The 21,489-nt window shown below is 53.8% G+C and carries 17 protein-coding genes; 9 read left to right on the forward strand and 8 right to left on the reverse strand.

Translation table 11 applies throughout. The features are described 5' to 3' along the window. Positions 1–176: 176 nt before the first annotated feature. The 4 genes from AC2FFA_RS14425 to AC2FFA_RS14440 all read left to right on the forward strand — a co-directional run bounded on the left by AC2FFA_RS14425 (position 177) and on the right by AC2FFA_RS14440 (position 5,562). Positions 177–1,172: an HlyD family secretion protein gene (locus AC2FFA_RS14425; protein ID WP_496852111.1), complete on the forward strand. Its 996-nt coding sequence runs from the start codon at positions 177–179 to the stop codon at positions 1,170–1,172. Further along, on the forward strand, positions 1,169–3,865 hold the full coding sequence (rbbA, locus tag AC2FFA_RS14430) for a ribosome-associated ATPase/putative transporter RbbA (RefSeq protein WP_496852112.1): 2,697 nt from the start codon (positions 1,169–1,171) through the stop codon (positions 3,863–3,865). Before AC2FFA_RS14425 ends, rbbA begins: the two co-directional genes overlap by 4 nt. Continuing rightward, on the forward strand, positions 3,866–4,990 hold the full coding sequence (locus tag AC2FFA_RS14435; RefSeq protein ID WP_496852113.1) for an ABC transporter permease: 1,125 nt from the start codon (positions 3,866–3,868) through the stop codon (positions 4,988–4,990). A 143-nt stretch (positions 4,991–5,133) separates the two neighbouring features. Then, positions 5,134–5,562: a hypothetical protein gene (locus tag AC2FFA_RS14440; protein ID WP_496719591.1), complete on the forward strand. Its 429-nt coding sequence runs from the start codon at positions 5,134–5,136 to the stop codon at positions 5,560–5,562. Between the two features lie 164 nt (positions 5,563–5,726). On the opposite strand, the gene AC2FFA_RS14445 is transcribed toward AC2FFA_RS14440, so the two are convergent. Both AC2FFA_RS14445 and AC2FFA_RS14450 read right to left on the reverse strand, forming a co-directional pair. Further along, complete coding sequence (locus AC2FFA_RS14445; RefSeq protein ID WP_496852114.1) at positions 5,727–7,520, reverse strand: PHA/PHB synthase family protein; 1,794 nt, start codon at positions 7,518–7,520, stop codon at positions 5,727–5,729. Positions 7,521–7,706: 186 nt separating this feature from the next. Continuing rightward, on the reverse strand, positions 7,707–8,084 hold the full coding sequence (locus AC2FFA_RS14450) for a nuclear transport factor 2 family protein (RefSeq protein ID WP_117869950.1): 378 nt from the start codon (positions 8,082–8,084) through the stop codon (positions 7,707–7,709). Positions 8,085–8,487: 403 nt separating this feature from the next. Between AC2FFA_RS14450 and AC2FFA_RS14455 the strand changes: the two genes are divergently transcribed. Beyond that, positions 8,488–11,235 carry an HAD-IC family P-type ATPase gene (locus tag AC2FFA_RS14455; RefSeq protein ID WP_496852115.1) on the forward strand — a complete coding sequence of 916 codons (2,748 nt, stop codon included), beginning with the start codon at positions 8,488–8,490 and terminating at the stop codon, positions 11,233–11,235. A 13-nt stretch (positions 11,236–11,248) separates the two neighbouring features. Here AC2FFA_RS14455 and AC2FFA_RS14460 read toward each other — a convergent pair whose 3' ends face one another. The 4 genes from AC2FFA_RS14460 to AC2FFA_RS14475 form a co-directional block, all read right to left on the reverse strand. Further along, complete coding sequence (locus tag AC2FFA_RS14460; RefSeq protein ID WP_496852116.1) at positions 11,249–11,773, reverse strand: flavodoxin domain-containing protein; 525 nt, start codon at positions 11,771–11,773, stop codon at positions 11,249–11,251. 222 nt (positions 11,774–11,995) lie between these two features. After that, on the reverse strand, positions 11,996–12,403 hold the full coding sequence (locus AC2FFA_RS14465) for a universal stress protein (RefSeq protein WP_496852117.1): 408 nt from the start codon (positions 12,401–12,403) through the stop codon (positions 11,996–11,998). A gap of 117 nt (positions 12,404–12,520) precedes the next feature. After that, the gene (locus AC2FFA_RS14470) at positions 12,521–12,784 is read right to left on the reverse strand and encodes a hypothetical protein (protein ID WP_496852118.1); all 264 of its coding nucleotides are present in this window, start codon (positions 12,782–12,784) and stop codon (positions 12,521–12,523) included. A 436-nt stretch (positions 12,785–13,220) separates the two neighbouring features. After that, entirely contained in the window at positions 13,221–14,525 is a 1,305-nt protein-coding gene (locus AC2FFA_RS14475; protein WP_496852119.1) for a ferredoxin reductase family protein, read from the reverse strand. A 517-nt stretch (positions 14,526–15,042) separates the two neighbouring features. Here AC2FFA_RS14475 and AC2FFA_RS14480 point away from each other — a divergent pair. Beyond that, the gene (locus AC2FFA_RS14480) at positions 15,043–15,279 is read left to right on the forward strand and encodes a hypothetical protein (RefSeq protein WP_496852121.1); all 237 of its coding nucleotides are present in this window, start codon (positions 15,043–15,045) and stop codon (positions 15,277–15,279) included. A gap of 428 nt (positions 15,280–15,707) precedes the next feature. Here the strand turns inward: AC2FFA_RS14480 and AC2FFA_RS14485 are convergent, their stop codons facing one another. Together AC2FFA_RS14485 and AC2FFA_RS14490 are read right to left on the reverse strand one after the other, a co-directional pair. Next, the gene (locus AC2FFA_RS14485) at positions 15,708–16,061 is read right to left on the reverse strand and encodes a hypothetical protein (protein ID WP_496852122.1); all 354 of its coding nucleotides are present in this window, start codon (positions 16,059–16,061) and stop codon (positions 15,708–15,710) included. A gap of 199 nt (positions 16,062–16,260) precedes the next feature. Next, positions 16,261–16,878, reverse strand: coding sequence for a response regulator (locus tag AC2FFA_RS14490; RefSeq protein ID WP_496852123.1), 618 nt, complete (start codon positions 16,876–16,878; stop codon positions 16,261–16,263). A 155-nt stretch (positions 16,879–17,033) separates the two neighbouring features. Between AC2FFA_RS14490 and AC2FFA_RS14495 the strand changes: the two genes are divergently transcribed. The 3 genes from AC2FFA_RS14495 (at position 17,034) to AC2FFA_RS14505 (ending at position 21,481) form a co-directional block, all read left to right on the forward strand. Beyond that, the gene (locus tag AC2FFA_RS14495; RefSeq protein ID WP_496852124.1) at positions 17,034–17,528 is read left to right on the forward strand and encodes a putative pterin-binding protein; all 495 of its coding nucleotides are present in this window, start codon (positions 17,034–17,036) and stop codon (positions 17,526–17,528) included. 43 nt (positions 17,529–17,571) lie between these two features. Further along, positions 17,572–20,109, forward strand: coding sequence for a hybrid sensor histidine kinase/response regulator (locus tag AC2FFA_RS14500; RefSeq protein WP_496852125.1), 2,538 nt, complete (start codon positions 17,572–17,574; stop codon positions 20,107–20,109). Positions 20,110–20,260: 151 nt separating this feature from the next. Further along, the gene (locus AC2FFA_RS14505; protein WP_496852126.1) at positions 20,261–21,481 is read left to right on the forward strand and encodes an NAD-dependent epimerase/dehydratase family protein; all 1,221 of its coding nucleotides are present in this window, start codon (positions 20,261–20,263) and stop codon (positions 21,479–21,481) included. The last annotated feature ends 8 nt before the right edge of the window (positions 21,482–21,489 follow it).

Genomic DNA, 21,489 nt, shown 5'->3' on the forward strand with positions numbered 1-21,489 from the left:
GTTGCAAGTCACGGGGCGCACGAACCCGGCTTTCGGACGATCCCCAAACGTGGAACAGAGTTTCGACTATCGGCACGATAGCACACGCGCACCTTAGAAACGCTTGATCCATCGCAAAGCCTCCGATCCAGACACGTACTAGACTGACCGTCGAATTCAATGATCAGGCAAAAGCTATGAAGAAGAGTTCGCCCATCTTTTTTGCTCTGGCAGTCGTCGTGATCGCTGGCGCGGTTTTTTATTCCGTTATTTCCCAAAACGGCAATCAATTGCCGAATGGTTTCGTTCAGGGAAATGGACGGATTGAGGCCGAGCAGGTTGAGATTGCACCGACAATCGCAGGTCGCGTTGCCAAGGTTCTGGCACCTGAGGGCGGCATGGTTGCCGCAGGTGATGTTCTTGCCGAGATGGACATAGATGAATTGTCCGCTGCGCTGGATCGGGCAAAAGCTGAGGTGGCGCTGGAGCGCCAAACAAAAGCTGAAGCCGAGGCTTTGGTTTTGCAACGCCAGAGTGAACAGCGCAGGGCAGCGCAAGAGCTTGAACGCGCAACGGCGTTGCTGACCGGGAACACTATCTCTGAGACGGTTTTCGAAGAACGCGAAACCATCCATCAAGTTGCTGCTGCTGTGTTGGGTGCCGCCAAGGCCCGTGTTGCAACCGCAGAAAGCCGGATTGCCGCTGCCGAGGCCGAAGTGCGCCGGATTGAGGCGCAGATTGAAGACAGTACCTTGCTGGCACCAATGCCGGGGCGTGTCCTTTATCGATTGGCGGAACCCGGCGAGGTCGTCGGATCGGGCGAGCCGATCCTGACCCTTCTCAGTCTTGAGAACGTGTATATGGAAGTATTTCTTCCAGCGCGCGAAGCCGGGCTGTTGCCGATTGGCGCCGAGGCTCGCATCGTGCTTGACGCTTTGCCCGAGTACGCCACGCCCGCATATGTCAGCTTTGTCTCTCCCGAGGCACAGTTCACACCCAAACAGGTCGAAACCCTGGATGAACGCGAACAACTGGTCTTTCGCGTCCGCGTCCGTATCCCCCAAGACCTGGTTGAAAGCCGGATTGAACATGTAAAAACTGGCCTGCGTGGGATTGCCGTGATCCGGATCAACCCTGCCAGCGCGTGGCCCGAGGCGCTTGAACAGCGCATCCCGCAAGAGCTGTTCGAATGAATTTGGCGGCCGCCGCGTCAGAATTTCGCATCGCCGGTGTTACGCACAGGTATCGAAAACACATCGCGCTGAACTCTGTATCCTTGGAACTTCCGACCGGACAGCTTGTCGGTTTCATTGGACCGGATGGTGTGGGCAAGTCCACATTGCTTGGCTTGATCACAGGTGCAAAGAAACTGCAATCCGGGTCAATCAACGTTCTAGGCGGTGCAATAGATGAACCCGCTCATCGTCGACGTATATGTCCCGCGATCGCATTCATGCCGCAAGGTTTGGGTCGGAACCTCTATTCAGAACTGTCGGTACGCGAAAACTTGGAATTCTTCTCGGGGCTGTTCGGCCAGGGGCACGTTGAACGTGATATACGGATCGCCGCGTTGCTAACGGCGACGGGGCTTGCGCCTTTTGAGGATCGCTTGATGGGCAAACTCTCTGGCGGGATGAAACAGAAGCTGGGCCTGTGCTGTGCATTGATTCATGACCCTAAGCTCCTGGTTCTGGATGAACCGACAACCGGTGTCGATCCGTTGTCACGTCAACAGTTCTGGACGTTGATCGGAGCGATCCGAGCGGAAAACCCTAAGCTCTCTGTTCTGGTGTCGACTGCCTATATGGAGGAGGCCGAAGGCTTTGACCGGATCGTTGCGATGGACGCAGGTCGTGTCATCTTTCAGGGCAAACCCGCCGAATTGAAGCGCGACGACAAGGATTTCGAAACCGCATACCGACGCTTGCGGGCCGATGGGGCGTCTGGTTCAGAGCCGGATCAAACAATCGTTCGACAGATCGACACGGATCCGGTGATCACTGCTCGCGGGCTGACACGGCGCTTTGGCGATTTCACCGCCGTGAACAACGTCGACTTCTCAATCAATCGCGGAGAAATATTCGGGTTTCTGGGATCAAACGGCTGCGGCAAATCCACGACGATGAAGATGCTGACCGGTTTGCTGCCGGCCAGCTCAGGTGAGGCATCGCTATTCGGCAAACCCGTTGACGCCCGGGATCGAAAAGTGCGTCGCGATATTGGGTACATGAGCCAGGCTTTCTCATTATACGGCGAATTGTCGGTGCACCAGAACCTGCAGTTGCATGCCCGCATTTTTGCGATCCGTGACCGTGACGCGCGCATTGCGGAATTGACGGAACGCTTCGGACTGGCGGCACATCGTGATACCTTGGCGGCCACTTTGCCCCTTGGGATCAAACAGCGCCTATCTTTGGCAGTTGCAATCATCCATCGCCCGCGTGTGCTGATTTTGGATGAGCCGACCTCCGGGGTGGACCCCGAGGCACGAGATACGTTTTGGGCATTGCTCGTTGAATTGTCGCGAAAAGACGCGGTAACGATCTTTGTCTCCACCCACTTCATGGCAGAGGCAGAACGATGTGACCGGGTTTCGTTCATGCATGCAGGCCAGGTCTTGGCCGAAGGCGCCCCAGCCGAACTGATCGCCGCCGAAGGTGCAGACAGCCTTGAGGAGGCCTTCATCTCAATTCTAGAGGCGGCGGAAAAACCAGCGCCGGTTGCAGCGCCAAAAGTTGACGTAACAACCAGTTCAAAACATGTGGGCGGAAGTGTCGGGCGTGCACTGGCTTATACACGACGCGAGGCCGTCGAAGTGGCGCGCGATCCTGTTCGCCTTGCCTTTGCGTTTCTTGGGTCTGCCATTTTGATGTTAGTTTTCTGCTTTGGCATTACGCTAGACATTGAAGAGCTGGATTTTGCAGTTCTGGACCTTTCTCAGGGCCCTGAAAGCCGGGCTTATGCGACTGAGTTCGCGGGGTCGTCCTACTTCAAACCCACGCCCCCCTTGAACAGCGCCGTGGAAGGGCGCAACCGGCTAAAGGCCGGAGACGTTTCACTGGTCATAGAGTTGCCACCGGACTTCGGCCGTAAGCTGCGCACAGGAGAGCCGACACAGGTCCTCGCGACAGTCGATGGTGCCATTCCGTTCAAAGGCGAGACGGTTGAAGGATATGTCGCGGGGCTGCATCAGACCTTTCTGGATGAATACGCCCGTAACACCGGACAACGTGACTTCGAGATTGCCCGGATAGAACCACGATTTCGCTACAATCAAAGTTTTGAGAGCATTGCAGCAATGGCTCCGGCCATGCCGGCGATTCTGCTTATCATGTTGCCGGCCGTCTTGACGGCGGTCAGTGTCGCGCGTGAGCGGGAGCTGGGATCTGTGGTGAACTTCTACGTAACGCCGACAACTCGGCTCGAATTCCTGATCGGCAAGCAAATCCCCTACATTGCAATTGCTTTCGCGAACTTTCTGCTGCTGGCAGCGATGACCATTTTCGTCTTCGGCGTGCCGCTCAAAGGCGATCCCATTCCGCTGGCGGTTGGTGCGTTATTGTATGTCTGGGCAACGACGTCCTACGGATTGCTGATCGCCACAATGACATCCAGTCAGGTGGCGGCGACATTTGCGACGGCCATCGCCTCGGTTGTGCCAACCATCCAATTCTCGGGCCTATTGCAACCTGTTTCCACATTGGAAGGGGGAGCTCAGGTTATTGGCTCGCTCTGGCCGTCTTCTTACTTTCTTCATTTGAACGTCGGCGCGTTCACCAAGGGCTTGGGTTGGGAATCTCTTGCGCCGGACATTCTGGCGCTTGCCTGTTTCGGGCCGGTGCTGACACTAATCGCCGCTCTTTGCCTCCGTGCGCAGGAGAAGTGAATGCAACGCCTCTATTGCATATTCTGGCTAGGGCTTAAGGAAATGATGAGCCTGCGCCGCGATTGGGTGATGATGGCCTTGCTGGTCTGGTCGTTCACGCTGGCTCCGATCATGGAGGCAACAGGCGTTGCAAGCTCGGTGAACAACGCCTCGATCGCATTTGCAGATGAGGATAACTCTCCATTGTCGCGGACACTTGCCACCGCGTTTTTCCCGCCGGAGTTTCAACCGGTCGTGCAAATTGAACCGGGGACCGGCCCAACGCATATGGATGCCGGGCGGTTTATCTTTATTGTCGCCATTCCGCCGGGGTTCGAAAAAGACCTGCGTGCCAGGCGCACGCCAGAGATTCAGGTTCTGATAGACGCCACGGCCATGGAGCAGGCAGGTATCGGCGCCAACTACATCACCAACATTCTGAGCGCCGAGATCCATCGCTTTGCAATCGGTGTAGATCTCATGGATCCAACCTCAATCAATGTCATTCTGAGAAGCGCCTTCAACCAAAACAGAGATACGGTGCGTTTTGCAGGCATCGTTGCGCTGATTGGTCAGATCATGTGGCTCACGACCATCCTGACGGGTGCTGCCATGATCAGGGAGAGAGAGCACGGAACAATTGAGCATCTGCTGGCCATGCCCTTAACCCCGCTTGACATCGCTTTGGCGAAAATCTGGGCCAATGCGGCCGTTGTCCTGATCGCTGCCGGGTTATCGCTGGCCTTCGTCATGCAGGGCTCGCTGGACATTCGAATTGCCGGATCAAAAACACTGTTTCTTTGTGGAACGGCGCTCTTTCTGTTTACAGCCACAGCACTTGGGGTCTTTCTGGCAACGATCGCGCGCTCGATGGCACAGTTTGCGCTTCTGGTCATGCTGATTGTCCTGCCAATGCTTATGCTGTCCGGAGGGGAAACACCTGTCGAAGGGCAGCCAGCCTGGCTGCAAACCGGAACGCTGTTTCTGCCGTCGCGCCACTATATGTCAGCCAGCCAAGCAATCGTTTTCAAAGGTGCTGGAATCGAAATGATCTGGCCGGAATTCGTTTGGATGGCTGTGTTGGGTTTGGCACTGTTAATGACAAGCCTGTTTATGTTCCGAAGGTCGGTCGCCCAGATGAGCTGATATGAACCGGTCGCGTGCGCCGTTTCCAGGCATATCGGGAACGACAGTGCGCAAATACCTCGCGAATTTGATCTCGGTTAATGTGAATGCGCCTGTAGACATGGTAAAATCGGCTCACCGTCTTCTTTCTAGGGAGAGTCCAAATGCCTACAAAATCAGCCAAACCCGAAATACAGGAAGCCCTTACCGACGCGTTGAAATCCATGCGGGGCGTGATGTCCATGAACCCGGTGGTCGCACCGCAGATCGAACAGTTTTGGAAAGCGCAGGACCATCTGCTGAGCGAGGCGGAGGAATACTCGCGTCTCTGGTTCAAACGCCGCCACGAAGCTACACGTACTGCGCTGCAAACAGCCCGGGAAACCACGACTGGCGACAACCCGGATCCGGCCAAAACGATGCAGGCCGTCGCCGATTGGCAACATCATTCCATAGAACGAATGGTGGAAGATGCACGTGAGTGGTTCGAAATGGTGTCACGCTGTGCAAAACACGTGAGCGAAACAGAAGCAGACGCCATCGGCGAAAGCATGGAAGCTGCCTCCAAGGCTGCGGGCAAATCCAAAAGCTAGAACCGATTAAACCCGTTTGACGCAGCCTGTCTTCGACAGGCGTGGTACTATCTGACCATTCACGTATCGCAGGCCAAGCCGAGTGATTATTATTGCGATAGCGCTCTGCCAGTTTTGCATGTTTGTCCACACATGGCTGACCAAGCAAAGCTGGGGCCTAGCGTTCAGGTCTGATGAATGTAAGTGCCCGGCGCTTTGGGCAGTTTTGCGACCCCCTTTCGTTTTCCCCCCATCAGCGGGGGCGCAGTTTCACCAGACGAACGGCCTTTTATCCAATCCGCCATCGCTGGCCACCAGGAACCTTGCCGTATTTCCGTCGCTTCAAGCCATTCATCCGGTGAGGTATACAGCGCATCCGCCGGTCTATGGCCCTGACGATAGTGGCGATGCTTGTGCCCCGGCTCGCTCAGGATGCCGCCGTTGTGACCGCCATTGGTCAACACGAAGGTCAGGTCTCCGTCAGTAAAAAGACGTATCTTGTAAACTGAGCGCCACGGAGCAATGTGATCTGATTCCGTTCCGACCACAAACATGGGAACGCGTATGTCCTTAAGCGCGACAACCCGTCCTTCGACGGCGAACCGTCCGGCGCTCAGTCGGTTTTCCAAGAACAGTCCGCGCAGATACTCGGAATGCATCCGTGCGGGCATCCGGGTTGTATCATTGTTCCAGACGGTCAGGTCTGTTGGAAGATCGTCTTCACCCAAAAAATAGCGCCGCACTGCCCGCGCATAGATCAGGTCTTCGGCGCGGATAGTTGTAAAAGTCCGAGACATCTGAGGGCGGTCCAAACAGCCCTGCAACCACATCAGGTCTTCGACAAAAGCGACTTGGCTCTCGTCGATAAACAGCAAAAGCTCACCGGCCTCGGCAAAATCAACCTGCGCTGCCATGAGTGTGACGCTGGCAAGCCGATCATCGCCATCACGTTGCATCACCGCAGCCGCAATCGCCAGAAGTGTGCCGCCAAGGCAATATCCATTGGTGTGTATCTTTTGACCCGGGATGATTGTTTCGATGGCGTCAATCGCTGCCATAACGCCATTCAGGCGATAATCCTCCAAGCTAAGGTTAGCTTGATCAGCCGTGGGATTGACCCAAGACATCATGAACACAGTAAAGCCCTGCTGGACTAGGTACCGCACCATGGAGTTTTCAGCAGAGAGGTCGAGTACATAGTATTTCATGATCCAGGCAGGCACAAAAAGGATAGGTTCGGCCTGCACGCTCTTGGTGCGCGGTGTGTATTGAATCAGCTCGAACAGCGCATTGCGAAAAACGACCCTGCCGGGAGTTGCGGCAAGGTCTTTGCCAACCTCATAACCCTGAGGGGCAGGTTCGTGTTCTTGCGTTATGGTATGGGCAACATCCTCAATGAAATGCGCGCTGCCCTCTACCAAATTGCGACCACCGGTCTGGAAAGTGCGGTTGATTATTTCCGGGTTTGACCATGGGAAATTCGATGGGGAGATGAGATCCAGGGCCTGGCGGATTTGAAACTGAGCTCGTTCCGCGTCGCGGGGGGCGATGCCCGGCATTTCGTCCGTTGCTGCCTGCCACCAATCCTGTGCGCTTAGAAAGGCTTGCTGCCAAAGCGAAAATGGCGCCTTCTGCCAGCCGGGTGCACTGAAGCGGTGGTCTTGTTTGCGTGGCTGAAAAGGCGGAGTAGCTTTTGCTCCAATCGCCATCTCGCAGGCATAGACCCAGAGTTTTGCAGTATCGCGCGCCGCGCGCTCTGTCAGTTCAAGCTGGCGCCCGGGGGAACGACCCAGATGCATGGCCCAATCCATCCAAGTGGCCATAATCGAATGCGGCGATACACCGGCGGTGGCACGGGCTAGTGCCGCGCGCGTAGCGCGGTCAAGTTTCTCATAGGGGTGTCGCGGGGTATTCTGCCCAGTGTCTGCCGCAGGAATCTTGTCTTCAGCAGACAGCTTGTCAGGAGGTAATTCAGTCATCTGGGTTCTCCGATCTGGGCAAAGTGCTATAAAGCTGCGATCTTAAACCTTCGCGGCCACCAAGCCCGGAACGACCAGGCAACCGCCCATCTTCATTGGACATACTTCTTTCCGCCGCACGGAGTCTGCGACCCCTCCTGAAGAAGCAGCAAGCGTCCGGCAACCCGTATTGCTAGGCGTCTTTCGCTATTTCGGCAGCATAAAGAACTCTTCCAGTACAATCTTGCCATCCTCAACGGAATAAATGGCAATCTCGCTAAGAGTCATGCTTTGCCCCGTGTCTTTCTGCACGACCTCGGCGTTGAAACCCACCCCAAAGCGATTGGGAGGATGAACATAGGGGCCGTCTACAGTAAGCTCCTTGATTTCATGTGTTTTCAGCCAGTCTTCTCGCTTCGCCTTGATGGCATCGCGACCCTTTGTAATCCGAAATTGCCTTACCGGAGGCACAACCGCTTCTACGGACTGAGCGTTTTCTGCGTACATTTCGTCAACGCTTATTAAGCCTTTGCGATCACGCATCGCCTGAACAAATGCCCGGCCTATTTCGACTAGCGCTTCCATGCAAGACCTCCTGTTATGTTGATGACTGTACTTCTGCGCACTGCGTTCAACCTTGACGAAGATCAAAATGGAACAGCCCTGAGCATTTGATTGTACGGCCTGCGGTTCTCATTCACGCGATGGAACCGAAAGATACCCTTTGGAACCGGGACGTCACTGCTGTGCTATACAACGCACACAATCCGAATTGCATAAAGGAAGCTGTGAAAATCGCGCACACTTCAATCCCGCGTCGTTGAGTTGAACCACATCAAATACGGCCACGGCAGGACCGCATATAAAGGAATCGCTCAACCATAAGCCTGTCGTGACGGTGCGACTTGGCCGTCGTCACGAAGGCGCATCAATCCCAAGTTCACTGCTGCAACGACATCTCTGAGACGTGTCTTAAACGGAGTTTGAAATGCCAGAACGCCTTAAAGTTCTGCCTGAAACACCTGGAGCCCTGCCGCACACGCAAGAAAGTGCCGATGTGCTTAAGGACCTGCAAACAATGGCCACCGGGCTTACCTCAGAACAAGCTAAACTCCGTCTTGAGAAATTCGGACGCAACGAGCCGCCGCCGTCACACAGGCGAAATGTGATCCTGCGGTTCCTGGCTCACTTCCACAATGTTCTGATCTACGTGCTTGTCGGGTCAGCAGCTATAACCTTTTTGCTGGGGCATTTGGTGGACACTGTCGTCATTCTTGCCGTTGTTCTGGCCAATGCCTGCATCGGGTTCGCGCAAGAGGGTCGGGCTGAAAAGGCAATGGATGCGATCCATCAGATGCTTGCCCCAAAGGCTTCAGTCTTACGTGATGGGCGGCGGATCGCAATCGATGGTGCCGAAATTGTTCCCGGCGACATCGTTCTGCTCGACGCCGGTGACAAGCCCCCTGCCGATATGCGCCTGATCGAAGCGCATGGCATGAAGGCACAAGAGGCTATTCTGACAGGCGAGTCAGTCGCCGTTGACAAAAAAGACATAGCAACTGACGCAGACGCAGCACTTGGCGACCAGCGCGGCATGGTGTTTGGCGGCACGTTGATCACGGCCGGTCAGGGACGCGGCGTTGTGACAGCAACAGGCACGCGGACCGAGATCGGGCGCATTGGCCGGATGATCTCTGAGGTCGAGACACTCTCGACGCCGCTGGTACGCCAAATGGATACCTTTGCGCGCTGGCTTACACTTTTCATACTGGCCGTGGCCGCGATCCTTCTGGCTTTCGGTTATTTCGTAGCTGAATACAGCTTCATTGATTTGTTCATGGCGGTCATTGGTCTTTCGGTCGCCGCAATTCCCGAGGGGCTTCCTGCGGTCCTGACCATCACTCTGGCGATCGGGGTGCAGTCCATGGCACGCCGCAACGCCATTGTCCGGCGCCTTCCCGCAATCGAAACGATTGGCTCGGTCTCGGTCATCTGTACAGACAAGACCGGCACCCTGACTCGCAACGAAATGGTGGTGACCAATGTTGCTGTGGGAAGCCATTGCTTTGACATCCAAGGCGACGGCTATGATCCCGCCGGTGCTATTGTGTGCGATGGTTCAGAACTGATACAGACTCTGCCGCCAACCCTGCGGGATTTGGCAACCGTCGCGCTCTGCTGCAACGACGCGACACTTGAACAACGATCCGGTGTTTGGGATGTAAACGGCGACCCGATGGAGGGTGCGCTTCTGTCCTTCGCCGCAAAGGTCCTGGGCCCTCTGGACGGGGCGCGGGCATCATGGAACCGTCGCGATGTTCTACCCTTCGATGCGCAACGGCGTTTTATGGCGACGCTGGATCAGAGTGAGGCCGGAGCACGTAAGATTTTTGTCAAAGGCGCGCCCGAGACGCTGCTGTCTCTTTGCGAAACGCAGCTCGACGCCGATGGGAGCGCACTGCCAATTGACCCTGTAGCATGGTCCGCGATCGAAGATCGCTTTGCCTCGGCAGGGTGCCGGGTATTGGCGTTCGCCTCCCGTCCTGCACACGAAGGTGAGACATGTCTAACGTCTCAGGACTTTTCGGGGGATCTGGTCTTCCTTGGGCTTGTTGGCCTGATCGATCCGCCACGCAAAGAAGCGAAACATGCGATTGCTGCCTGTCAGAACGCAGGTATTGCGGTCAAAATGATAACCGGTGATCACGCCGGGACAGCCGCAGCAATCGGCAAGGACATTGGTCTGGTCCACGCCGACAACATTCTGAGCGGTGCACAGATCGACAAATTGGACGATACCGCGTTATCACTCGCGGCTCTGAAGGCGGATATCTTCGCGCGCACAAACCCGGAGCATAAGTTGCGCCTTGTCCATGCGCTGCAGGCGCAAGGCCTGACGGTTGCCATGACCGGCGATGGCGTCAACGACGCCCCGGCCCTGAAACGCGCGGATGTAGGCATCGCCATGGGCCAAAAGGGGTCAGCGGCCGCCAAAGAAGCTGCCGACATCGTCCTCGCCGATGACAACTTTGCCACCATCGCTGCGGCGGTGTGTGAAGGGCGTACAGTGTTTGACAATATCAAAAAAGTCATCAGCTGGCTTCTGCCCACAAGCGGGGGTGAAGCCCTGGTCGTCATCGTCGCCCTGTTGTTGGGATTAACGCTGCCGGTTTCTCCGATTCAGATCCTCTGGATCAATCTCATCACAGCCATCACGCTTGGCATCGCGCTTGCCTTTGAGCCGACCGAAGAGAACACGATGTTTCGACCGCCCCGTCCGCGCGACGCGCCGATCCTGGGGGGTGAACTGGTATGGCACATTGCGCTTGTCTCTGGTCTGTTTCTGGCCGGGGTCTTCAGCATTTTCACCTATGCTGAACGGCAAGGTTACTCTGTAGAACTGTCGCAGACGCTAGCGCTGAACACTTTGGTGGTGATGGAGATTTTCCATCTGTTCTTTGTACGCAATATCTATGGCACGTCGTTGACCTGGAAGGCGATCCAGGGAACGCCAACCGTTTGGGCCTGTGTGGGTGCCGTCTCAGCGGCGCAACTCGCCGCCACTTACGTTCCGGGTTTTCAAAATGTCCTGGGAACCGCTGCTGTGGGATTAAAGGACGGCCTCCTTATAATCGGCCTGGGTATTGCGCTGTTTGTTCTGCTTGAGTTGGAAAAACAAATCGCTCTCACCCTGGGGGCGCGACCCAAAACCACAATCAATCGGCATCGGCGCTAGTGCGCAGAAAGCGTTATCTGTTCAAGAATGCCGTCACGACTGCTTCCAGTGCGGCCCAATCCGTAAACTCCTGTATGCCATCTCGCAGATCGACACGCCGACCCCTTAAAACAACATGACGGACAACTTCTTTCTCATAATAGTCATAACTTTCGGGACGCACTGCACCCGCGACCAGAGCGCTTTCCTCCGGTTCAAAACCGGTTCGCAAAATCATTTCAGCCAGATAGTCCTCTGCCTCCTCCCGACCTTTGGCGAAAGCCGCTTTAAGACTTACCGATAGCATCAGCGAGCTGCCGGCTAGCAAGGCGTCACGATGTGTTTTTATAAATGTCTCAAATGGCTTGGGATGCCGTCGCTCGTGGACCGAGGCCGCAAGGATGAATTTGTCCACGCCTTCAAAGAAGAGTTCATCTATCTCCCGACCAGTATCGATCAGAGTGGCTTCGAACCCGTTCTTTGTCGCAACACCCTTTATGAAGTCCGCGATTTTCGCAGTCTGACCTTCTATGCTGCCGTAGGCAATAGTTACGATCATACCGACCTCCTCCAAACGGTCTGAAACGCGCGCCCATAATAGCAGTTCTTCTCGCGGTTAACGCTGATCTTGGTCAATCGGCTTGGATTGGCAGCCTTGCCTTCCAGCCACCGTCGGGAAAACAATCCGCTCGCAATCCCTTAAAAGACCACCATGCAAAATGCTAACTTAATTGCGATGCCCTCACCCTAATCGCACGAACGAAGGTCGATTTAAAATATATCAACGTGTTACGTGAACCGCGCACTTTGCGTGATGAACGACCCTGTTGGCTGTTGAGCCAACAAAGATGTTTTCCAAACCAGGTTTGTGAGAGGCTACCGCAATGCAATCTATTTCGTTCTCGTTCGCGAAATCGACGATCGCTCTGCCCGGATGCCCTGAGATCAGCCGTGCCAATGCACCAGGCAGTTCCGATGCCTTCCGATGTAGTTCTTCCAGAAGCTCGTGTCGCGTATTCTCAAGAACGTCTTCAGGAATTTGAGATGCCACGTAAGCCGGGATCGGCTCCTGTACATGAAGTGTGGTGAATTTGGTGTCGGCGTCTGCCAAATGGCGAGCGGCTTCAAAAGATGCCTTAGTATCATGATCACGATCCAGCGCTACAGGGATCAGGATGTTCTTGTACATGTGAACTCCCTTTTAACGTTCCTGATGCCTTCGGACTGACATCAGCGGTAGTTAGATTTCTGAACTGTCGCAAGTCGCGTTCCGCCGGGCGAGATGTCCTGAACTGCCTTTGGCGAACTACTCGATCTGTAAGGTCTCAAGAAAAGAGATTAAATTCGCCAGCGGCACGCCCGCCATCATCTGCTGACCATTTGGCAAAGAAAGCGCGACTTGAAGGTCTGAATTCAACGCTGGTCCGAAAATGGGCATGTCTCCCCCGTGGGCAAGCACCGCCGATCGTCCATCAATCCTCAGTGCAACCGTCTCGGTCGGGAATACTCCGTCGTTTTGTGCTGCCAATTGGGTAAGATCAGGTGTCCTGATCGCCAGCATTTCAGCCATTGGCCCGTTTCCGATCGCTTCAAAACCATGGCATTACCAGCAATAGGTCCGATACAGCTCGTTTCCTTCCTGAACGTTGACTTCCTGTGCCAGTACGGCACCCGAAGCAAATAGCCCCACTATTATTACGCGAATCCCAGCAATTCCTCCTCCTTTGCAAATGCGTTTTCCAAGAGAAGTTTGCCAGGCACCCTTCGGTTCTGCTTTGATTTCGCTCATGGTAATCAGGTTACATCGAGCGTGTTTTTGGCGAGACAGGCAAGCCACGTTCGACAAATATCGATGGAATCCTAGGCGCATCAGCGAAACCTGGTAGAAAACAAAATGGGCTATCTTCTATCGCAGACCGAAGCCCAAAACTGCGGCGCATAGAATGACGACGACCAACCAAATTGCCAGCGAGATCCGACGACGCAAGGACATTCGCCTGAATGGATCAATCATAGTCGAACCTTTCCGAAAGTATGCGGTCCGATGGCGTGCCTTGAGCGATCAGATGATCCTCGACAACGTCCATCATTACTGCAGGTCCGCAGAGCACAAAAAGCCATTGCGCGTAGTGGTCAGAAGTCAGGACACGATCAAGGAGGGCTCCATCAATTACTCCGGTTTCACCGTCCCAGTCTTCCTGCGGCTCTGAAAGGGCGAAAACTGCGTTTTCCGCCGCCAGCTCGTCGCGATAGACGATCTGGTTTTTCATGCGGTTCCCATAGATCAGTTTGATATCCTTTGGGACGTCGGCGAGACGATTTTGCCGTAAAATGCTGAGCATCGGAGCTATTCCGACCCCTCCCGCAACCAGCACGACCCCAGGTTCCTGCCGCCCATTGATCGTAAGACTACCATGCGGGCCATCCAGATAGGCGAAGGTGTCGGGCCCAAATCGCTCAAGCGAACCGGTAAAATCGCCAAGCTCTTTGATCACAAAAGAAATCTCTGGCCCCTCTGCCGGTGCCGAACTTATTGAAAAGGGGTTCTCGTGCAGTGAGAACACACTGTTTCCTACGTTCAGCCAAACAAACTGGCCCGCCTCGTACACCAGCCCATTGTGACCGTCAGGGCCGATCACAAGTTCCCACTGCTTGGGGGTCAGTCTGCGTCTCGATACCACCCTCCATGGCCTGCGGCGCTGCCGCAACGGCTTAAAAAGATACACAAACAACAGTGATCCGACTGCAGTCGCTACCATAGCTGACCACATAACAGTCAGGACCGAATGCGACCCATAGCGCCCTGCTGCTATGGTGTGATGTAGTAGCAATCCCGCAAGCAACAAAGCTCCAATCCCATGTGTGAAACGCCAGGATTCGTATTTGTATTCTTGTTTCGTTCGGCTGGCTGCAGACAGGATCAGAGCAGGCAGTAGAAGATAAGCGAGAATCCCGGTTGCGAGGGCTGTCAAATCCGTTGTGAGTGATAACTGCCGCGTTTCATCCCAAGGGCGAGAACCCCCGGAAACCGAGCCTTGATAGAACAGTGGATGCACAACGGCAAAGGCCAAAGCGACACGCGCCATAACCTGGTGGACCCGCATTGTAACGTCCATGCCGATACCTGTTGAAATGCGTTTGAACCGGCCGGACAGGATGAATTCAACAAGAATGATCGAAAAGGCCAGGATGCCCAGTCCGGACGCGATTTCCTGGTGCCATGGCCGAGGCGGCCAACCAAGAGCATAAGAAAGCCCGAGTGGTAGCAAGAGTACTATCAGGTAAGCTGATATTAGAAACGGCGCACTCATTGCATTTGTGTGTTCCGATCAGAAGAGCCAATTGAAAGGAGGTCAATTGGCAACAGCGCCGTTCTCGGACGGCGCACGCTCATGCACTTTGTTCCTGCAATAGCAGAAGCGGACAAATCCTTGCAAAGCCCCACGGCGGCCTCCACAAATCGACAGTTATGTTTCAAATCCTATTCACAGATGATTGAGCGGGGAAAGAGAATCCTTTGCTGTTACAATCCATTAGACTTCCAGGTAAAATGTTGCGAGCCAGTCAAGCCATTTGATCCCCGTTAACGTTTTCGCGAAAGCAAATTCGCACAACTGGTGACTCAGTACTTAGAATATAGCACCTATCGAAGATGATAATGTCGAAATCACCTATTTTGATCACTAGTTTTCATTCCCAGTTTTCGGGTGCTCGGAACATGAACCGGCTTTTGAATCTTGGTATGTCTGGCGTCAGCGCCCACCGGACAAATTTAGGGGTTTGAGCAACGGAGGATTTCTGGTTCATCGAAGCCATTATGGAGCGAAGATGAACAAGAGAGTTCCAGTTGCGCTAGTCGGTTATGCAGACTTGGAACAAAGTCTAAAGTCATATGACCTTTCCGACGTTCATGATGCCGTTTGGAAATCGGTTGAGCAGAAGTTTCATGGCTATGAGTTATCGGGAGTACTTAGTGACTTTGCCGAAAAGCGGGAGAGGAAACCAGACTATGACTACTCTAGTCTTGTGAAAGTAGCCGCCCCTTGGTGGGGTGAGAAAGCGTGACAGTTGAAAGGCATATATCTTGATTGCAAGCTTCTGAATTACTTCGCTTTCTTGCAGATCTTTCAGCCATGAGTGTTTAAATTTGTGCTTCCGGTCGAATCTACTCGTGCCATTAATAGCCAGCCCTCGCAAAATTCTTGCTACGCCGACCACACGGCCTTTGGAACGCTTCTCCTTAAAGCCGCCACCGTCTGGTCCCAGTCCTTATCAACCAGTGTATTGAATTCCCATTGTGTAAGTTTGTGCTATTGACTATCTCGGTTGCAGCGAAGGTTGGCTTTGCGGCAGAGTATCCTGTGCAAACTTGGCAGTGGCCGTGCAAAATACCAGGCTCGCGACGGCAGCCGTCTTTGTCGAAATACTCATGTCCTTCTCTCCCTTAGAATATAGTGCGCGGGGTGCCGAGGTAAGTTCACCCCACGCGACACTCAGTCGAGTGTGTTCTTGTAGATCACGCCATCTTTCATGATCAGATCGAAGTTGTTCTCGTAGTCCGTCATGATCAGGGCATCCTCGACCGGGTTTCCGTCGACCAGCAGAATGTCGGCATAGGCACCTTCGGCAATCACGCCCAACGGACCCTCGGGATAGGGATTGAGTCTACCCGACAAGGCCAACAACTCACCGGCCTTCGAAGTCGCCTGGACCAGCACTTCGTAGGACGACCATTCCTCGAGGCGGTACTTGAATTCATCGTTCTGTTTGGTGAGTGCCGTAGGGTCCTCGATAATCTCGGTGGAAAAGGCGACCTTTTCGATGCCGGACTCTTTCAGAAGTTTCATCTGGTTTCTGGCTCCGGCCTGAGTGTCCCTCTTAACTGATGCTGCTGACCGCTTCAGTGATCGTCGAGTCAAAGCTCGAAAGCATTTAGACTTCACGCACGACACAGGACTATTCTGGCAGGATGAGGATTTTGCCACGCGACCAAACGAGGGTTTGAAACAGAAACGATAAAACCTGTTGTGACGTTTGTTCCGCCGTTTAGAACAACTGCTTCTCTTTTGCCAGTAGCGCGGCTTGCGTTCGGTTGGAAACGCCCAACTTGGCCAACACATTTTTTACATGCAACTTTACCGTAACCTCTTGGATTCCCAGATTTCGAGCAATTTCTTTGTTGGAAAGGCCGTTGCAGAGCTGTTCCAGCGTTTGCATCTCCCGGCCGGACAGGGTGGCAAAAACGCCAGATGACTCCACTGGCTCATCTGCTTGTCCGAAATCAAAGGGAAAATACCGTTCGCCTGACAGTACAAACTTGATGGCGTTGACCAGCGACACGGCTTTCAAGGACTTGGGAATAAACCCGTTTGCACCGTTCTCCATTGCCTTGTTGGCAACCTCCCGGTTAGCGACACCTGACATCAGTACAACCTTAGTTGCTGGAAAGGCCTGACGGGCGCGACTGAGGCCATTCAAGCCGTCCATTCCCGGCATGTGATAATCGAGGATCAGCAGATCGATGGACTCCAGACCGCGCATCAATTCCAACGCTTCTTCCAAATTGGCAGCGGTTTGGACTTTGAAGTCGTCTACAGTTTCCAGATAGGCCGCGATTGTGTCGCGGACCAGATCATGGTCGTCAGCTAAGAGGATATTAGGCATGTCCACAGTGTCCTTACGCTGAACGCATTCACCACCAAAAAATCAGGCTAAAACATGACAGAACTATACTTTAGTATAGTTGTCTATGCCAATGCTCTGATGACCGGGGGAGATCAATAGTTATAACGCAGTTTACCTCACCCGGAGTCTATTCAATGGCACAAAAACACTACTCGCGGATTTACGTCGTGCTGTTCATACTATTGCTGAGTTTTTCTACTCCGGCTACAGCTCGGGCAGAGATGACGTTGGAAGTAACAACGTCAGGCTCTAACTCCGCATCCGTCGAATTCAGCCTTCAAGATCTTGACGCAATGGACCAGGTGACATTCAGCACCTCAACGATCTGGACAGATGATGAAGTTACGTTCTCGGGAGTGCCGTTAAAAGCCCTGCTTACCGAATTGAACACGGACGGCACCAGTATCGAGATGGTGGCCTTAAACGACTACAAGGTCACGATGCCGCTGGCGGAACTTGAAAACGACGCTCCGATCATAGCCACTCGCATGGATGGCGAGACGATGTCTGTTAGGGACAAGGGGCCGTATTGGGTTGTTTTCCCATACGATCAGGATCCCAAATACCGGGCTGAAACGATCTACACTTTCAGCATTTGGCAGCTTAAGCATTTGAAAGTCGTAGATTAACACGCTGAGTGTGCTTACGGTGACCTCAAACAGGAGGTTGTAATTGAAGCCCGAGTTGAACCGATACCGTCTCTTGGTATTGGCAGGCATCTGCCTGTTGATCATCTTGTTCGCAACAATGGTTTCGAACCTGTTAACACAGGTACGCGACTTGTCGAGCGCTGATGAAGACAACATTCAGTGGAGCATTTCGCAGCTTGACATCGAGTTTGCGAACCTCGACGCCGTTCTAACCGAGCAAATTGCTGCACAAACAGGTTTCTCTGACCAATTACAGTTGCGTGCAGATATTGCCTTAAGTCGCTTGCACGTTGTCAATTCTGGGCGGGCCCGCGAAATTTATGGTGACAGCAGCGAAGCGGCGGAATTGATTGAGCAAATCGAGGTCTTTGGGGACGATGCCGTTGCAATTTTGGATTCGTCCGAGCCACTGGACGAAACTGATCTACTTGAGCTGAAACGCTTGGTTCGTGACGTTCGCCCTGTTGTTCGAGAGCTCGCATTGCTGGGTGTCCGGATAGTTGCCGAGCGTTCCGAAGCCCGTCGCGCTGAATTGGCCGGCCAATTGTCTCGAACCGGGGGAATTGCAGTCGGTTTACTGATCCTTATGGCACTCCTGTTACTCTTCATGGATCGACTTTTGCAGCGCTCCGTTCGCAGGGACGCGGCTCTATCTGCATCGTCAAAGCAACTTGCATCGACCGTCGCTGCATCACTAGATGCGATTGTAACTTCAGATAGCTCCGGACGTATTATCGAATTCAACGCTTCGGCCGAGCGCGTTTTTGGTTGGACCCGAGACGAAATTGTTGGGTTGACGATGGAGGACACCTTCATCCCACAGCGTATGCGCGATGCGCACCACAATGGCATGAAGCGTTACCTAGAAACGGGCGCGCCACGTGTCGTTGATGCCGGCCGTGTCGAGCTTGCCGCTTTGCGCAAAAGTGGCGAAGAGTTCCCGGTCGAATTAAACGTTACAACCACTCATGATGGTGATGACACCAAGTTCATTGCCTACATCCGTGACATCAGCGAGCGTAAAATCAACGAGCAGAAGCTGATTGATGCCCGGGACCGAGCCGAGAAGACGGACAAGGCCAAATCACAATTCATGACAGTGATGAGCCACGAAATGCGCACCCCCTTGAACGGTATCCTGGGCGTGCTTGATCTGCTTAAGACTACCCCCCTAAACGACCAACAGGCTCGCTATACCCGCATTGCAACATCTTCCAGCGAGGTTTTGCTGGAACATGTGAACGAAGCACTCGATATCACTCGTATTGAAACGGGTAATCTTCAACTGAACTCCGAAGTCTTTGATCTAACAGAGCTAATGCAAGCGTTGGTCGATTTGTTTGAACCGCTCGCCAATGAGAAGAATTTGGCTGTGAAATTCGACATAAACCCAGCAATGCAAGGGCCATATCACGGTGATTCCGGGAGAATTCGCCAGGTACTTACGAATTTGATCGGAAACGCAATTAAGTTCACTGAAGATGGAGAGGTCACTATATGCGTCAGCGGCATTCATGGCCCCGAAACCTCTTCACTTCGTTTTGAAGTGATCGATACTGGCATCGGAATTCCCGCCGAACAGCACGAACAGGTGTTTGAGGATTTTATTGCCCTCGCGAATAGCGAAGGTCGCCAGGCTCGTGGGGATGGTTTGGGTTTGTCCATCTCTCGTCGCATCGCGCGGGCGATGGGCGGGGATGTGTCCCTAAAAAGTGTCGAAGGCGCGGGATCGGTGTTCATCTTAACTTTGCCTTTAAGACGCACAGAACCTGAGACGCGAGACGTCAGTGACAATCTGGCCCAAAACGCCAAGCAAGCGCCCTCATGCAATATCCTTATTGTCGAAGATAACAGCATCAACCGCAGTGTCCTGTGCGACATGCTAACGACGATGGGTCACACTGTACGCGAAGCTGTTAACGGCGAAGACTGCCTACAAAAGGCCAAGGACGAGGTGTTCGATATCATCTTGATGGACATCAGCATGCCAGTCATGGACGGGATTGAAGCGACCGAACGCTTACGCCGCAGTAACGGGATAAACGCCGGGACACATATTGTCGGATTAACAGCCCATGGGCGCGAAGAATACCGTGAAAGATCTGTAGCTGCGGGCATGGATCGCTTTCATACCAAGCCCATCAGGCTGGAGGCTCTGCAAAACATTGTTGCGGAAGTGACCTCCAAGCACTTGTCGAAACCGGATACGGCACACTTTCCCGAAGCGCTTTCCGAGATGATCGACTTGTTAGGCAGAGCCAAGGTCGCAAATATCGCGGAGAAATTTCTGTCCGAGATAGCTGAATTTACGGCGGACCTTCGCGTAGCGAGCGACCCGCTCGATACGCTGGCTTTTGCGGAAGCAGCCCATAGGGTCAAGGGCGCGGCGTCTCTATTGGGGCAGATTGAACTACACGATGCTTTGGAAAAGCTGGAACTTGACGCGCGCGATGGAAATCTCACGGCAACGCAGATCTGGGCCGAAACTCTGGAAGCCGAGGCAGCAAAGTCCAAATCGGTACTTGATGGGGCCATCAACCGCCACGCCAACACCCCATAGGCCTATCCGCCCTACCCGTTGGGATAGCTGCCCCTGCCTTAATCTCCCCAATCTATACTCTCGCACCCCGGCACGTTTCGCTCCGGGCCTCTACACCTGAGTTCATCTTGAAGAGGGTCGCCTGGAGGGGCCTGTGCAGAGGAACATCAAAATGAAAGATTCAAAAAAAATTATAGTGGTCGGTGGCGACGGATTCTGTGGCTGGCCAACGGCGCTCCACTTATCAAAGCTGGGTCATAACATTACTATCGTCGACAACATGTCGCGCCGTGAAATTGATGCGGCGTTGGGCTCTGACAGCCTGACGCCAATTGCCTCCATGGATGATCGACTTGCCGCATGGAAAGAGCATTCAGGCAATACCATTGCATTTAAAAACATCGACATTGCACAGGATTTTGACGCCGTCACCACTTTGCTGGACACGATCAAACCAGACACCATTGTGCACTTTGGCGAGCAACGCGCCGCACCATATTCGATGAAGGGTGTCGGTGAAAAACGCTACACCGTCGACAACAACATTTCGGGCACTCACAACCTACTGGCGGCATCGGTCGCTCTGGGTTTAGACCCACACTTTGTCCACCTCGGCACAATGGGCGTCTATGGATACGATGATGACGGGTTGGAAATTCCTGAAGGCTACTTGCCGGTCTATGTCCCTGGTGACGATAAGCAGATCACGAAGCGTGATATCTTGTACCCGACCAACCCCGGCAGCGTGTACCATCTGACCAAATCCATGGATCAACTGCTGTTCCAGTTCTATGCAAAAAACGACCGGTTGCGCATTACTGACCTGCACCAAGGCATCGTTTGGGGAACTCAAACGGACGAGACCAAACTGGACGAGCGCCTGATAAATCGCTTCGACTATGACGGAGATTACGGAACGGTATTGAACCGCTTTTTGATGCAGGCCGTCGTTGGTCACCCGCTGACGGTGCACGGAACAGGTGGCCAGACACGGGCGTTCATCCACATTCAGGACACCGTGAAGTGCCTTGCCCTGGCCGTTGAAAACCCGCCTGAAAAGGACGGCAAAGTTGCAATCCTAAACCAGATGACTGAAACACATACCGTGCGCGAGCTAGCCAAACTGGTTGCAGATATTTCCGACGCGCGGATCGCCAACGTGGACAACCCACGCAACGAAGCCGCTGAAAACGATCTGCGTGTTTCGAACAAAACTTTTCTCTCTCTGGGTCTGAAGCCCATCACGCTGGCCGAAGGGTTGATCGAAGAAACACAAAAGATTGCCGCAAAATATGCGGACCGGTGCATTCACAAGATGATCCCTTGTGTATCCACCTGGACCCACAAGCAACGTCCAGGCATCGTCTCTCCAAAGCCACGCAAGGTAGCCTGACAACTTCG

The sequence above is a fragment of the Ruegeria sp. YTSB088 genome (assembly GCF_059609825.1).